Source organism: Psychrobacter communis, from assembly GCF_014836505.1.
Taxonomy (GTDB): domain Bacteria; phylum Pseudomonadota; class Gammaproteobacteria; order Pseudomonadales; family Moraxellaceae; genus Psychrobacter; species Psychrobacter faecalis.
The window spans coordinates 1-13,926 of record NZ_JACSQR010000046.1; the positions used below are offsets into that span (position 1 = coordinate 1).

The following is a 13,926-nucleotide window of genomic DNA, read 5'->3' on the forward strand; positions in this document are numbered from 1 at the left end:
TCTTGGTAAACTTACTTTAGCAACTTTGGACTTCTTTTTTTATCTTTTTTTGAGCCCTTATCCCGAACTGGGGTTATTTATCTTACTGGTCATCCTGACACGATTGCTAATATTGCGACCATGACTATCGGGGTAAACAATAAAGTCGCCATACCAATTGATAAATCCCAACCGCTCAATCTAGAGGATAAGTCCAGTTTTGTGATTCGAACCTATACCCACCGCGGCGTAGATATTGAAAGACAACAAATCTGGATTGATTTTGTCGCTCATGGTGATGAAGCACCCGCTTCGGGGTGGGCAACTCATGCCAAAGTTGGTGACGAGCTTGGGGTGATGATGAGGCCTAAGAATAAAGCGTTATTTCCAGTAGCAGATCAATTTTTATTGGTTGGCGATGCCACGGCTATCCCTGTGCTTGGGGCGATACTTGACAGTCTGCCGAGTAGCGCGACTGGGCAATGTATCATCGAAGTTCATGGTGAAAAAGACGAACAAGTTTTACCAACGTCAGCTAATATTGCAATGACGTGGTTACATAACCCGCATCCTATGCAGGGCAGTCAACTCGCTGCTGTGGTTAAGACGCTTACGCTACCAAGTTCAGAAAACAGCCGTTTTGCTTATATTGCTAGTGAGTTTTCATCAGTTAAAGCCATTCGTCAGTATCTAAAAGGTGAACTGGGGTGGTTAAAAGACGAGCTATACGCCTTTTCATATTGGAAATCAGGCTTTGCTGAAGACCAATCTGCGAGTGATCGACGTGCAGAAAAAGAGGCAGACTAAAATAGAAAAATGATAGTAAATAGACGAGAAAGATTGGTTCCCATAACTCTTTTTTGACCAATAGCTATAGCAACTATAAACCACTGTGAAACCGTTAAATTTTCCAGGTAAGTCAAGGCGCGGCAACTTTTGCCAGAATGACGCATAAGAGGCATGATAAATACAGTAAGTCGCATTGATAAGTAACACAGACAGGATCAAATATAATTTATTTTATTCACCCTGTTCAAGATCTTCTAGTATTGCGCACTCTGCGTTTTCATCACCTGAGCAATGATCAGCAGAAATCTGTAATAAGCTCACCATATCTTGCAATTGAGCTATTTTTTGTTTCAAAGTTGCGATATGTTGCAGTGTCAATTGTTTAACATCAGCACTCTGCCGATCTGTATTTTTCCGCAAATCAAGCAACTCTTTCATCTGTTTGGACGAAAAACCTAAATCGCGAGCCTGTTTTAAAAAGCATAAGCCTTTTATATCTTGTTTAGAGTACATTCTATAACCTGAATTCGAGCGCTTTGCGGCATCAAGCAACCCGATCTGTTCATAATAGCGGATCATTTTGGGAGAGATTCCTGATTGCTCTGACGCTTGACCGATATTCATAACTTTCCTCCTGATATAAAAAGAGTTAAAGCCAAATGACTACTTTGAATCGCGACTTTAACCCTATCTTAATACAATCTATGCTTTAATCATTGGCACCTGAAAATACTTTAAGCGAAAGGCATTACCTAGCACAAAAACAGAGGATAGGGCCATTGCTCCTGCAGCAAAAATAGGTGACAACAAAATTCCAAACGCTGGATATAAAACCCCTGCGGCAATTGGAATTAAAGCAATGTTATAGAAAAATGCCCAAAATAGATTTTGTCGAATATTTTTGATAGTTGCTTTACTTAAAGCAATCGCATTAGGGACACCTTGTAGACTACCTGACATCAACACAACGTCTGCGGCTTCAATCGCCACATCTGTCCCTGTCCCAATCGCTAGACCGACATCAGCTTGGGCTAGCGCAGGCGCATCATTAATACCATCGCCAACAAAAGCCACGCGACCATACTGTTGTTGCAGTTGACGTATCGCATCTACTTTTCCATCAGGCAACACTTCTGCGATCACTTGATCAATATGTAATTTTGCTGCAATTGCTTGGGCGGTATGCCGATTGTCGCCTGTAATCATTGCCACTTTTAAGCCCAATTGATGTAAACCTGCAATAGCGGCATAATTGGTATCTTTAATAGGGTCTGCAACGGCAATAATGGCGGCTAGCTTTTGGTCAATCGCGACATAAAGTGGGGTTTTACCTTCTTGTCCTAAGCGTGCAGCCTCGTTTTCAAAAGGTGTAACATCAAGCTCTAATTGCTTCATATAACGATCAGCACCAATATGAATGGTTTGACCTGCCACTTCCGCTTTAATTCCAAATCCCGTCACAGACTCAAAGTTGGTAATCGGTAATAAGCTGATATTTTGTTGTTCTGCAGCCTGAACAATGGCTACGGCAATGGGATGTTCAGATTTTGCCTCAACCGATGCCACAATACGCAAGACTTGCTCATGTTGAAACCCTTGTTGGACATGAAAATCCGTTAAAGTTGGTTTACCTTCGGTCAAGGTGCCGGTTTTATCGACTGCAATGACCTTAACTTCCTGTAGAGCTTGCAACGCTTCACCTTTACGAAATAACACGCCCATTTCTGCACCGCGACCTGTACCGACCATAATAGACGTAGGGGTTGCCAATCCCATTGCACAGGGACAAGCAATAATTAAGACGGCAACGGCGTTGACAAGACTAAATGTCAAAGCAGGTTCAGGACCAAAAATAAACCAGACTATAAAAGTCAGAGCGGCTAAGAGCATGACCATGGGGACAAACCACATCGTGACTTTATCAACCAATGCCTGAATCGGTAATTTAGATCCTTGAGCCTGTTCAACCATGCGAATGATTTGTGCCAATACCGAAGATTCTCCGATAGCCGTTGCCCGAAAATTCAAAGTTCCATTTTGATTGACCGTCCCTCCTACCACTTGATCGCCCACTTGTTTTTTGACAGGAATGGGTTCACCTGTAATCATGGATTCATCAATATAGCTTTGACCTTCAATAACTTCACCATCAACAGGAACACGCTCACCGGGACGAATCTCAACGATCGTTTCTGTGGTCACTTCTGCAATCGTTACTTCCACCACTTGTCCGTTATGGTGAACACGCGCTGTTTTTGCTTGCATACCAACTAAGTGTTGAATGGCTTGAGAGGTACGTCCTTTGGCTTTTGCCTCAAAATAACGCCCTAATAAAATTAAGCTCACAATCACAGCGGCCGCTTCATAATACACATTCACGGTGCCCTCGGGTAGAACTTGTGGAATAAATGTTGCAATGAGAGAAAAGCTATAAGCCGCCAGTGTTCCAACCGCCACCAATGAGTTCATATCTGGGGCAAAACGCCATAATGCCGGAATACCTTTTTGATAAAAACGTCGGCCTGGAAAGATGAGTACCAGTGTAGTCAAAACAAATTGAATCAGCCAGCTTTGTTGCGTACCGATATTGTCCATGACCCACATATGAAAAGCTGGAATCATATGTGATCCCATTTCTAGAATAAAAACAGGCATGGCTAAAATTAAAGAGATCATTAAATCTCGTTTCAGCTGTTGCTGTTCCGTGGCTTTTTTATCCTGTTGAACACTCACACTTTGCTCAATCTGCTTAGCTGTGTATCCCGCTTTTTTAACGGCTTGAATCAAATCGCTGCTCTGTACTTGAGCGTTGCCTTGTACCCATGCGCGTTCAGTAGCAAGGTTGACGTTTGCTTGTTGTACGCCCTCAACTTTTTTTAATGCTTTTTCTACCCGTCCAACACAGGAAGCACAAGTCATACCTTCTATCGACAGCTCAATCGGCTGAGATGCCAAGATCTTATAACCGGCTCGTTCTACGGCTTTGGTTACTGCGATAAGGTCTAAAGGTTGAGATGAGGAAATCATGGCTTTTTCAGTCGCAAGATTCACCTCAGCATTTTCAACACCTTCAACTTTTTTTAATGCTTTTTCTACTCGTCCCACACATGAAGCACAAGTCATACCCTCAATGGGCAATGTCTCACTATAAAGATAAGACTTACTATTTTCTGAATTCATAACAGCCTCTATCATGTTCAATCTATTATCAACAGCATATAGGTTGACATCATGGTAAGGTCAAGTATATTTTTTCAAAAATGTGTTTGACCTTACCATTATGACAAGGCTTAAGCTTAGTGATGAAATAAAACTTATTTGGAGAAAGGGTATGAAACTATTGATTGCAAATATGAACTGTGGCGGTTGTGCCCGTGGTGTGACAGCAGCTATTCAGAATATCGACTCAAAGGCCAAGGTTAAGATTGATTTAGCAGCCAAAGTGGTCAGTATCGAAACCATCGCCAGTATTGAGCAGATGACAGCTGCTTTAGCAAAAGGCGGTTTCCCTGCACAAGCGCAATGAATCAGCCTTATAAACGCGCAGCCTATCTGTTTGACAGAAAGGACGATGGGCTGAATCACATCTGAAAATATTGACCAGTTGAAAAAAATCTGACATGGGCAACTGCATCTTAGTGATGCGTTTGCCCCGCGCCTTTGGTTATAGGTCTACTTTTAATGATAAAAAGTGGACAGTGTTATCAAAATGAATACTTTATCTATGACACGAGTTATCGGCAAGCGCATGCAATATTCCGCAGGATTCAGCTAGCGCTTCACTTGCGCATTTTTGCCGCAACGCTAGTAGATGTTGCTTTAATTGTATCAGCTCTTCCATACGTGTCTCTACCGCATCGATATGCTCATCCAATAGCACATTGACCTCACCGCAGTTTTCATCAGGTTTATCTCTATATTGAAGCAGGGTTCGTACTTCATCCAAAGTCATATCGAGCGTACGGCAGTGCAGGATAAATTGTAGACGCTCAAAATGCGCTTCATTATACAAACGATAGTTGCCTTGGCTACGCGCAGGTTTTGGTAATAACCTCTCTTTCTCATAATAGCGAATGGTTTCGACCGTCGCACCGGTGCGCGTGGCAAGCTCACCAATTTTGATTAGCATGTGTATCTCCTTAAATAGTATTTTCTATTATCTAAACAATAAAGTAACTATAAGGTTTGCTGATAAAAAATCAAACCTCTTTATCGTTAAAAGTCTTGACCCTAAAGTTACTATAGGGTTCATACTGCCTTTAACAAGAGGAGAAGTGATTATGCAATATCATATTGAAGGTATGGACTGTGCCAGTTGTGTTGGTAAAATCGAGCGGGCGTTAATGCGAATACCTGGTGTCTCTGAGGTTCAGTTAAACTTTGCGACTCAAAAGCTAGAGCTAACCTTGGCGCCTGATACGAATACTGGCGTTAAAGATATCGAGAAAACCATTAAAAGCCTAGGGTTTGGTGTGTCAGCGTTAACGGGTCAACAAAATGAGAGGGGCAATGATGGTAATCAATCAGCGGTGGACAATCAGCGCTGGTGGCAAACCATAAAAGGCAAACAGGTCATTGGTACGGGGCTTTTGATGGGTGCCGCATATGTATTGTCTTTAATTTTCCCTGAATATGGCGCATGGGCTTTTATTGCCGCTGTGGCTATCGGTGTCCTACCATTTGCTCGCAAAGCTTCTGCACTGGCGTTAGCAGGATCGCCTTTTTCAATTGAAATGCTCATGTCTGTTGCGGCTATTGGCGCGCTTATCATAGGTGAAGCTGAAGAAGCGGCTGCCGTGGTCTTTTTATTCTCGGTTGGGGAGCTATTAGAGAGTGTCGCAGCTAATCGTGCGCGCGCAGGAATCAGAGCATTATCGTCGCTTGTGCCAAAGACAGCTATTTTACTGGACGCGCAAGGACAACAACGTCAGGTGGCAGCGACTTCACTACAAGTGAATGATAAGGTGCTTGTGCGTCCTGGTGATAGAGTCTCTGCTGATGGCGTGATTGTTCAAGGTACGTCTAGCCTTGATGAGTCACCTGTGACGGGAGAATCTGTTCCTGTTGCCAAAACCATAGGCGATGAGGTCTTTGCTGGATCTATCAACGTTGATGGGGTACTACAAATACGCGTAGAAAAAACAGCGGCAGATAATACAATTGCTCGTATTATTGAGCTTGTGGAGCGGGCACAAGCGTCCAAAGCACCGACTGCACGCTTTATTGAAACCTTTAGCCGCTACTATACGCCTATCGTTATGGCGATTGCGGCTTTAGTGATTATTATCCCACCTCTACTGATGGGAGCAGAATGGGGAGTATGGCTATACCGTGGTTTAGCGCTATTACTGATCGCCTGTCCTTGTGCTCTTGTGCTGTCAACACCTGCCGCTATTGCCTCAGGTTTGGCTGTCGGCACGCGCCATGGACTGCTTATCAAAGGAGGTAATGTCATGGAGTTGGTGGGTCAGGTCAACACTGTCGCTTTTGATAAAACGGGTACTTTGACCGAGGGCAAACCTCGAGTAACCGATATCATTGATTTTAAAACAGTACATGGCGATGCTGAGGGTCGCGATAAACTACTGTCACTGTTTGCAAGTGTCGATGCTACCTCCAGTCATCCGCTTGCTATCGCTATTGTGGATCATGCCAAAGCCGCTAAGGTAGTCATACCTGGATCCTCCAACGCCTTTGCGACCGCAGGTAAAGCGGTTCATGCAACGGTTGCTGGACGCTCTTTGGCCATCGGCTCACCAGTCTACGTCGCTGAGAAAGTGATGTTGCCAGCTGAGCAGCAGATTCAAATTGAGATGCTACAAAATGATGGTAAAACGGTTTCTATTTTGTTTGATGAGCAAACGAGGGAGGCGCTCGGATTGGTCGCTCTACGTGATGAGTTACGAGAGGATGCAAAGCAGGCCATTGCCCAGCTTAACAAGATGAACGTGCGCTCCGTCATGCTCACAGGTGACAACAGTCGTACGGCAAAAGCGCTTGCCAGTCAGTTAGATATAGAGTGGAAAGCTGAGCTGTTACCTGAAGACAAGCTACGTCTACTCAGTGAGATGCAAAGCAATAGTAAAATAGCGATGATTGGTGATGGTATCAATGATGCACCCGCTTTGGCAGCGGCAGACATTGGCATTGCGATGGGCAGTGGCACGGATGTGGCTATCGAAACGGCTGATATTGCCCTATTAAAAAGCCGCGTGATAGACGTTGCTAACCTTATTGCCTTATCCCGCGCCACCATGAGAAATATCCATCAAAATGTCATATTTGCACTTGGGTTAAAGGGCATATTTCTGATAACCACTGTGCTCGGCGTGACAGGGCTTTGGATTGCTGTGCTAGCGGATACTGGTGCTACAGTACTGGTGACGCTGAATGCATTGCGTTTACTGCGTTTTAAAACAAGATCTTCCGATTAATTATCATTAAAGGATAAGACGGTCGCAACTACATTGGGACCGTTTTATTAAACCTATCTCCTGCCTACAAGCAGTCAATGCACCTACCTTTAATCCAGAAATCGCCTAAACCTATCACTCTTCATCCAGAGTAAATCTGCGCCGATATTCGCTAGGGGTCAAACCAACAATGCGCTTAAATATTTTACGAAATGCACTGGCATCACTATAACCAACTTTCCACGCTATTTGCTCAACAGGCATTAAAGAGAACTGTAGAAAGTCTTTTGCACTACCAATGCGTAATCGCTGACAGTATTCTGTTGATGTCATGCCCGTCGCCTTATGGAAACGGCGCAGAAAAGTGCGCTCCTCTAACTGCGCACAACTAGCTAGGGTGGATAAATCAATAACCCGTGCTTCTGTTTTTTGTAGCCAATGCTGCACCTTTAGTATGGCGGCATCACCATGGGTGAGTATTGGAGAAAATGCACTGTAATAACATTGTTCACGCCTTGAGGGATCAATTAACAACGCACGAGCGGTCTCATTCATCACTTGTGAGCCAAGAAAGCGATCCACCATCCTAAGCCCCAAGTCCGTCCAAGCCATCGCGCCACCAGCGGTCACAATATCACCGTCTTCGATAATAATGCGATCCACATCAAGATCGACATCGGGGAAGCGCTGTTCAAACTCTTCTACATAACCCCAATGCGTCGTTGCTTTGCGTTTGGATAGGAGTCCCGTCTCGCCCAGTAAAAAAGCACCGGCGCAGACGGATGACAGTATCACACCTGTGGAATGCTGATCTCTTAGCCATTCCAGCCATGGTGCCGCTGCTTGCTTTGCAATTGGCGTCTCTAACGTGGGTGGAATGATGATAGCTGTTAACCTTCCTGCACTATCAGAATTGCTCGAAAAAGTGCAGGTAGGTCGCAGATCAGCATCTTTAATTTCCCAGTGACTCACTTGTAAAGGCAGATCGGTTGTATCTCGATGTTTGGCGGCGATCTTACTGGCAATGACTAGTAAATCAGTCAAGCCAAGGACGGCCGCCATTTGAGCCTTCTCATAAACAACTAACCCAATTTCAATAGCGTCTTTTTGATTCATATGTCGTTATTAACCTCTTGTGTGTCGATGTAGCCACTCGTTAGTGTGTCACAGCGCTTATATAATGTACGCCTATACAGTCACTTTGATAAAAAAAGGAATCATCATGAGCACAAAAGCATTGATCGTTGTAGATATTCAAAATGAGTATTTTCCGCAAGGTAACTTATCACTCGTAGGTATTAACGAAGCCGCTGCCAATGCGGCGTTGGTTATTGCGTCTGCTAGAGAAAAAGGCCATACCGTCATTCATATCCGTCATGAAATGCCTTCTGCTGACGCACCAATCTTTACGCCTGGTACTGATGGTGTAGAAATCAATGAGAAAGTAAAGCCTATAGAGGGCGAAGCCGTCATCACTAAGCATTACCCCAATTCGTTTCGTGAGACCTCTCTTAAAGATCTGCTTGATAAAGAAAACATCAAAGACGTTACCGTGATTGGCGCCATGAGCCATATGTGTATTGATGCAACCGTTCGTGCTGCGGTTGACTTTGGCTATACAACGACCACCATCCATGATGCCTGTGCCACGCTTGATCTTGAATTTAATGGCACGACCGTACCCGCAGCTCAGGCTCATGCCACCATTATGGCAGCGATTGAATTCCTATATGGCGAAGTGATTGACACCCAAACTTGGATTGCGCGTTAGTCATAAGTTTTTAAGCAAACCATTATTAACTCATAACATAGACTCATCAATAAGGTAACCATTATGAATATAACGAAATCGCTGACCGGCACCACACTATTAAGTGGTTTCATTTTGTTAACCGCATGTACCACCTTTGCCAGTCCAGCGACCAATTCTAACGCGGTAAAACAGACGGCGACCAATACCGTTCAATTTCAGCAAATCCGTAATGCCACGATTAAGCTTGATTATGACGGTACCACGTTTTTAGTGGATCCTATGCTCGCGGCTAAAAACGCTTATCCAGGGTTTGCAGATACGTTAAATAGCCAAATACGCTATCCAATGGTAGATTTGCCGGTATCTGTTGCAGAGGTGCTAAAGGCTGACGCCATTATTTTAACCCATCTACATGCGGATCATTGGGACGATGCTGCACGCAACCTGGTCCCTCGTAATATGCCAATTTTTACCCAAAATGAAGCCGATGCGGCAATCGTGCGTAAAGATGGCTTTACCGATGTCAGAGTGTTGACAGAGCAAGGGGTGGTGTTTAAAGGCACTAGAATCAATAAAACCATCGGACAGCATGGCACTGATGAGATGTACAAAGTTCCAGCGCTTGCTCAGGCACTTGGTAAAACGATGGGTATTGTGTTCCAAAAGCCAAACTACAAGACCGTCTATGTAGTAGGGGATACCATTTGGAATAAAGACGTAGAGAATGCGCTGACTCGCTACAAGCCTGATGCGGTCATCCTTAATACAGGCTATGCAAAGCTGTCTACCTTTGTCGATGACTCTATTATTATGGGTAAAGACGATGTATACCGTGCGTATCAATTCTCACCTAATGCTCAGATAATTAATGTGCACATGGATACGGTCAATCATGGCGCACTGTCGAAGGCAGAGCTGCGCCGTTTTATCGAAGAAAAACACTTAGACAAACAGCGTGCGCTTGTTCCTAATGATGGTCAAACCTATAAATTCTAGTTCTTTAGAAGTCAATTTTTAGAAGCTTCCCTGTGTGGCAATGCTCAAAGTGTGTTGCCACATATAATAAACACTGCATAACTGAGACAGTTTATGAATATGCCAAATAATTCTGGCAACGCACCTTTCGTTCTCTCGGTACTCGACAATGCCTTCACCGGCGTTGGCCACACAGTAGAGAACACCTTTCAAGAGATGATTGCGCTTGCGAAACTGGCGGATAAAAGGGGCTTTCAGCGGTTTTGGATGTCTGAACATCATGCCATGCCTGGCGCCGCGGTTCCTTCGCCACAGATGATGGTGGCTCGGCTTACTGGTGAAACCGAGCGCATTAGGCTTGGTGCAGGCGGTATCATGCTACCGAATCATGTGCCTCTGGTGGTCGCTGAGCAATTTGGTATGCTTGATGCGCTGGCGCCAGGACGGATTGATCTGGGTTTGGGAAGGGCACCAGGTACGGATGGCGCAACAGCTTCAGCTTTGCGTCGTCACCATGCGGCAAACGATGAGTTTCCTCAGCAAGTCGCAGAGTTGTTGGGCTTTTTAGAAAATAGTTTTCCACAAGACCATCCTTATAGTGAGGTTCATGCGGTGCCAGGCCCATGGCAGGCCGAGCAAAATCGAGTGCCACCATCGAAGACCACAGCTGATGTCTGGATCTTGGGGTCATCGACTTATTCAGCGCATCTGGCAGCACAGCTTGGCAGACCTTATGCGTTTGCCTTGCAGTTTGGCAGTGCTGATGTTTTAAATGCCATGCGCATTTACCGAGAGAATTTCCGTCCATCACAATTCCTAGCCAAGCCATACAGTTTGGTTAGTATAGGTACGATTGCGGACGAAGATCCTGTAGAAGCACGTCGCCAGTCAACGTCGTCTGCCATGGCAATGTTGAGAATGTTCCAGCGTAAACCTTTTGCTTTACTGCCCCCTGATGAAGTCGCGGCTTTTCAAGGCAATTTACAAGAGCACCAGATTATTGAACAGTATACTGATCAAACCCTTCATGGCACTGCTGCCGAGGTAGCAAAAGGTTTGGAGGATCTTCAGGAGCAGACAGAGGTCGATGAGGTCATGATGGTGGTACAGGGCTATTCGCGACGCGCCCAATTGCGCACTGTTGAGTTAATCGCAAATCTCTATGGTATGCCAAGTCACTAGGGCGTGTCCCTAATCTAGAATAGTAGGTTCAAAAGCCTTAAAATATAGAGACTATTTCAAACATGGCTCTCTAGGATATGGCAAGAACAGTACTCAATGATAATACATGGGAACAACTCCAAAGCACCATGAAGACTCATGGCTGTCATACTTGAAAAAACGACAGACAAGTCATGGAACCCATACTGTGGAAACTTCGTACAGGTGCCCTATGGCGTGATATACCGAGTGGGCTATGTCCATGGAGAACTGCCTACAACCGCTTTAACAGGTTGTCAAAAAAGAGGTTATGGGAACTATTTTTTTTGACCTACGAGCAAGTATTGATGAAGAACGGGTATTCGCAGACGGAAGCTACATCCGCTGTCATCAACATTCAAGCGGCGTCAGACGAGGAGAGCTTCGAGACACTGGGAAATCTTGAGGTGGAACCACCACCAAGATTCATCTCACCGTCGATTCGCATGGAAACCCGATTGATTTTAAAATCACTGAGGGTGACGTCCACGACAGCCAAGCGGTAGATGACATCATAGAGAGGTTAACGGATGCGACCTACTTCATTGCTGATAAAGCTTATGATTCTGAAACCATTAGAACGAGGCTCAAGCAAGACAACATAAGCCCTATCATACCTAAGAGAAAAAATGCTAAACAACCAGATCTAGCTTTTGATCATTATTTATATAAGCTACGACACTTGGTTGAAAACACGTTTGCAAGGCTAAAGCACTTCCGTAGTATTGCGACTCGATACGAAAAATTGGCTCGTAATTATAAGTCTATGCTGTATCTAGCTTGTACTATGATTCATTGTAAACTGAATTAGGGATACGCCCTAGATCCTGTTGATAATAGTAATAGTAATAGTAATAGTAATAGTAAAAGGTTAGCAAAGCGCTTAACGATTAATCTCAATCGATGCAATGATTTTGTTAGATATACCGATAAAATGACTGGCTCTAGCATTATCGCTTTATTATTATAATCTTACGCTGTTAGGCAATGCTGCCTTACTTAAGTAAATCAACCTCAGATATGTTCGGGGCGGTTCAGTCTTCATCCCAATAAGGATACTCACCAAAGCGCTCGGCAATCAGCTCAATAAGCTTTCGGCACCGCTTTGATAGAAATTTGTTTTTTGGATAGACCGCATAAGCGTTTAATAAGGGTAATTGAAATTGCTGCAATAATGGGGTCAATTCTCTGTCTTTTAGCTTTTAGTAAGCAATAAAGGTAGGAAGTAAGACGATGCCATGGCCTCTAACTGCCATATCCAGCAAAAAATTACCATTATTGGCGGTCATTCTTGAGCCAGTGCTGACAAGATGGCGCTGACCTTGTTCATCGGTCAGTTCTAAATTATGGCTCGGACTTAAACTGTATTGTAAAACACGATGCGGACCGCATGATAGTGGTAGGACAACAGTAATTGAGCGAGTCTTAAAGGAACGAATGATCTCATCTTTACCATGTTTTAGCTTGCCCCATCAATAGATCTTTGACGGGGCAGTATTATACCTCTAAGAAAGAAAAACCAGTTATTTTTAGTTGTCAGTCAACAGTTACTAACAGGTGTGCTTTCTATCATTCTTGCTTAGGAATGGCTTTAAATTTGGCCACTTGCTTCGCATTAGTAATAGTCAGAACAGGCAAGTTGTTACCGCTCTTGCTGATGCTATATTTGCCTTGTACCGTTGCTGCGGCTGCTGTATCAAAGCTGGCTAACGGTTCAGGACACCCTTTTCGAGTGCTTCTTATACCGCCTAGTTGTACGTTACCATTCACAACGCTGTATCCAGCAGCTAGGTTATTACAGGTATTCATGAGAGCGACAAAATTGTTGCCGTTTTCATTCATAAAATTTAGAACCAATGGGTTCTTTGCATCAAAGAATAGCTGAGGAACTTTATTGTTATTTGCATCTTTGGCATCAACCAACTGCCAATTATAGGCTTGTAGGATATTTGATGTAATTGTCTGTTCTACTGGAGCTGTCACGCTAGGAGTAGTTTGGCAGCCAGCAGCTAATGTACCTACTGCTAAAACACCTGCCATCATCACTTTGGTCATGTTTTTCATATAAACGCCTATAAGATTAAATTTATTAAAAAATTATGCATAGCTGTCGTAGTCGATGATATTAACAGCTATAAAGCCTACGTATTGTCACAGAGGGTAAAAGAAGGTACAAGTAATCAAGTATGGCGATTTGGGTACTCCAGTTAAAGCGATGATAATAGAGGAAATTGATAAATTTCAGCATAAATCAGTGTACTGATAAATATTCCAGCCCCACTCAGCCAGATCATGTATACATGAGACATTGACCACTCGACTTGCCATATAATTTTCTTTTTTGCGCTCAACCACTCTGTAATACTGATGCCGACCATCAACCACAATATACCCACCAAATAACCGCCTAACACATCACTTAAATAGTGTTCATTTAGCACAATTCTACTTAACCCAATCAATAACATAAAAAAGATAGAAAATATAATTATGTGAATTTTTTGGACAAAATTCTGATTAAATCGAATCAGTAGGTAGGTAATGAACCCATATAAAGCAATCGTAATCGTAGCATGACCACTTGGAAAAGAATGGGTGTGCTCAAACAATAAAATATCGGCGGGTCGCTCACGTTTAAATAAATATTTGGTTAAAAAAGTAAATGCGGCGCTACCTGAAGTAGCAACCAGTAGTCCTATAAGGACATGGCGTTGCCGAAGCACCCAGCATATTACTATAGTAACCCCAGTTCGGGATAAGCCACATTGTAACTCATTGATACTATTTACAATGTGGCTACCTGTCCCTGCTGAGGCA

General features: G+C 43.8%; 13 protein-coding genes and 1 pseudogene. 7 read left to right on the forward strand and 7 right to left on the reverse strand.

Going from position 1 to position 13,926, the window contains the following annotated elements; all coding sequences use genetic code 11:
* Nucleotides 1-120 precede the first annotated feature (120 nt).
* On the forward strand, nt 121-786 hold the full coding sequence (locus H9653_RS11450; protein ID WP_225211743.1) for a siderophore-interacting protein: 666 nt from the start codon (nt 121-123) through the stop codon (nt 784-786).
* 213 nt (nt 787-999) lie between these two features.
* Here the strand turns inward: H9653_RS11450 and cueR are convergent, their stop codons facing one another.
* Together cueR and H9653_RS11460 are read right to left on the reverse strand one after the other, a co-directional pair.
* Nucleotides 1,000-1,392, reverse strand: a complete 393-nt coding sequence (cueR, locus tag H9653_RS11455; RefSeq protein ID WP_191692463.1) for a Cu(I)-responsive transcriptional regulator — start codon at nt 1,390-1,392, stop codon at nt 1,000-1,002.
* 78 nt (nt 1,393-1,470) lie between these two features.
* Nucleotides 1,471-3,948 carry a heavy metal translocating P-type ATPase gene (locus H9653_RS11460; RefSeq protein ID WP_191692464.1) on the reverse strand — a complete coding sequence of 826 codons (2,478 nt, stop codon included), beginning with the start codon at nt 3,946-3,948 and terminating at the stop codon, nt 1,471-1,473.
* A 151-nt stretch (nt 3,949-4,099) separates the two neighbouring features.
* Here H9653_RS11460 and H9653_RS11465 point away from each other — a divergent pair, with 151 nt between their 5' ends.
* A complete protein-coding gene (locus H9653_RS11465; protein ID WP_025646094.1) occupies nt 4,100-4,294 on the forward strand; it encodes a heavy-metal-associated domain-containing protein in 195 nt (64 codons plus the stop codon).
* Between the two features lie 192 nt (nt 4,295-4,486).
* Here H9653_RS11465 and cadR read toward each other — a convergent pair whose 3' ends face one another.
* Nucleotides 4,487-4,897, reverse strand: a complete 411-nt coding sequence (gene cadR, locus H9653_RS11470) for a Cd(II)/Pb(II)-responsive transcriptional regulator (protein ID WP_068406859.1) — start codon at nt 4,895-4,897, stop codon at nt 4,487-4,489.
* Between the two features lie 151 nt (nt 4,898-5,048).
* Between cadR and H9653_RS11475 the strand changes: the two genes are divergently transcribed.
* Nucleotides 5,049-7,202 (forward strand): heavy metal translocating P-type ATPase, encoded by a 2,154-nt coding sequence (locus H9653_RS11475; RefSeq protein WP_191692465.1) that lies wholly within the window; start codon nt 5,049-5,051, stop codon nt 7,200-7,202.
* Nucleotides 7,203-7,316: 114 nt separating this feature from the next.
* Here H9653_RS11475 and H9653_RS11480 read toward each other — a convergent pair whose 3' ends face one another.
* Entirely contained in the window at nt 7,317-8,243 is a 927-nt protein-coding gene (locus H9653_RS11480) for a GlxA family transcriptional regulator (protein WP_263612371.1), read from the reverse strand.
* Between the two features lie 160 nt (nt 8,244-8,403).
* Here H9653_RS11480 and H9653_RS11485 point away from each other — a divergent pair, with 160 nt between their 5' ends.
* From H9653_RS11485 to H9653_RS11500, 4 genes and pseudogenes are all read left to right on the forward strand, one after another.
* Complete coding sequence (locus H9653_RS11485) at nt 8,404-8,952, forward strand: cysteine hydrolase family protein (RefSeq protein WP_191692467.1); 549 nt, start codon at nt 8,404-8,406, stop codon at nt 8,950-8,952.
* A 63-nt stretch (nt 8,953-9,015) separates the two neighbouring features.
* Nucleotides 9,016-9,930 (forward strand): MBL fold metallo-hydrolase, encoded by a 915-nt coding sequence (locus H9653_RS11490; protein ID WP_191692468.1) that lies wholly within the window; start codon nt 9,016-9,018, stop codon nt 9,928-9,930.
* 99 nt (nt 9,931-10,029) lie between these two features.
* A complete protein-coding gene (locus H9653_RS11495; RefSeq protein WP_225211744.1) occupies nt 10,030-11,091 on the forward strand; it encodes an LLM class flavin-dependent oxidoreductase in 1,062 nt (353 codons plus the stop codon).
* A gap of 77 nt (nt 11,092-11,168) precedes the next feature.
* A pseudogene (locus H9653_RS11500) lies at nt 11,169-11,920 on the forward strand (IS5 family transposase).
* Between the two features lie 223 nt (nt 11,921-12,143).
* Here H9653_RS11500 and H9653_RS11505 read toward each other — a convergent pair.
* The 3 genes from H9653_RS11505 to H9653_RS11515 all read right to left on the reverse strand — a co-directional run.
* Nucleotides 12,144-12,293, reverse strand: coding sequence for a hypothetical protein (locus tag H9653_RS11505; RefSeq protein ID WP_191692470.1), 150 nt, complete (start codon nt 12,291-12,293; stop codon nt 12,144-12,146).
* 385 nt (nt 12,294-12,678) lie between these two features.
* Nucleotides 12,679-13,173 carry an META domain-containing protein gene (locus H9653_RS11510; RefSeq protein WP_191692471.1) on the reverse strand — a complete coding sequence of 165 codons (495 nt, stop codon included), beginning with the start codon at nt 13,171-13,173 and terminating at the stop codon, nt 12,679-12,681.
* A gap of 143 nt (nt 13,174-13,316) precedes the next feature.
* The coding region (locus H9653_RS11515) for a phosphatase PAP2 family protein (protein ID WP_191692472.1) at nt 13,317-13,926 on the reverse strand (610 nt) is incomplete at its 5' end.

Excerpts from the sequence above, each read along its gene's own strand:
- H9653_RS11510 (WP_191692471.1), bottom strand. The coding sequence starts at position 13,173 with ATGAAAAACATGACCAAAGTGATGATGGCAGGTGTTTTAGCAGTAGGT.
- cueR (WP_191692463.1), bottom strand. The coding sequence starts at position 1,392 with ATGAATATCGGTCAAGCGTCAGAGCAATCAGGAATCTCTCCCAAAATG.
- H9653_RS11485 (WP_191692467.1), top strand. The coding sequence starts at position 8,404 with ATGAGCACAAAAGCATTGATCGTTGTAGATATTCAAAATGAGTATTTT.
- H9653_RS11450 (WP_225211743.1), top strand. The coding sequence starts at position 121 with ATGACTATCGGGGTAAACAATAAAGTCGCCATACCAATTGATAAATCC.
- H9653_RS11475 (WP_191692465.1), top strand. The coding sequence starts at position 5,049 with ATGCAATATCATATTGAAGGTATGGACTGTGCCAGTTGTGTTGGTAAA.
- H9653_RS11495 (WP_225211744.1), top strand. The coding sequence starts at position 10,030 with ATGCCAAATAATTCTGGCAACGCACCTTTCGTTCTCTCGGTACTCGAC.
- H9653_RS11460 (WP_191692464.1), bottom strand. The coding sequence starts at position 3,948 with ATGAATTCAGAAAATAGTAAGTCTTATCTTTATAGTGAGACATTGCCC.
- H9653_RS11490 (WP_191692468.1), top strand. The coding sequence starts at position 9,016 with ATGAATATAACGAAATCGCTGACCGGCACCACACTATTAAGTGGTTTC.
- cadR (WP_068406859.1), bottom strand. The coding sequence starts at position 4,897 with ATGCTAATCAAAATTGGTGAGCTTGCCACGCGCACCGGTGCGACGGTC.
- H9653_RS11480 (WP_263612371.1), bottom strand. The coding sequence starts at position 8,243 with ATGGCGGCCGTCCTTGGCTTGACTGATTTACTAGTCATTGCCAGTAAG.
- H9653_RS11465 (WP_025646094.1), top strand. The coding sequence starts at position 4,100 with ATGAAACTATTGATTGCAAATATGAACTGTGGCGGTTGTGCCCGTGGT.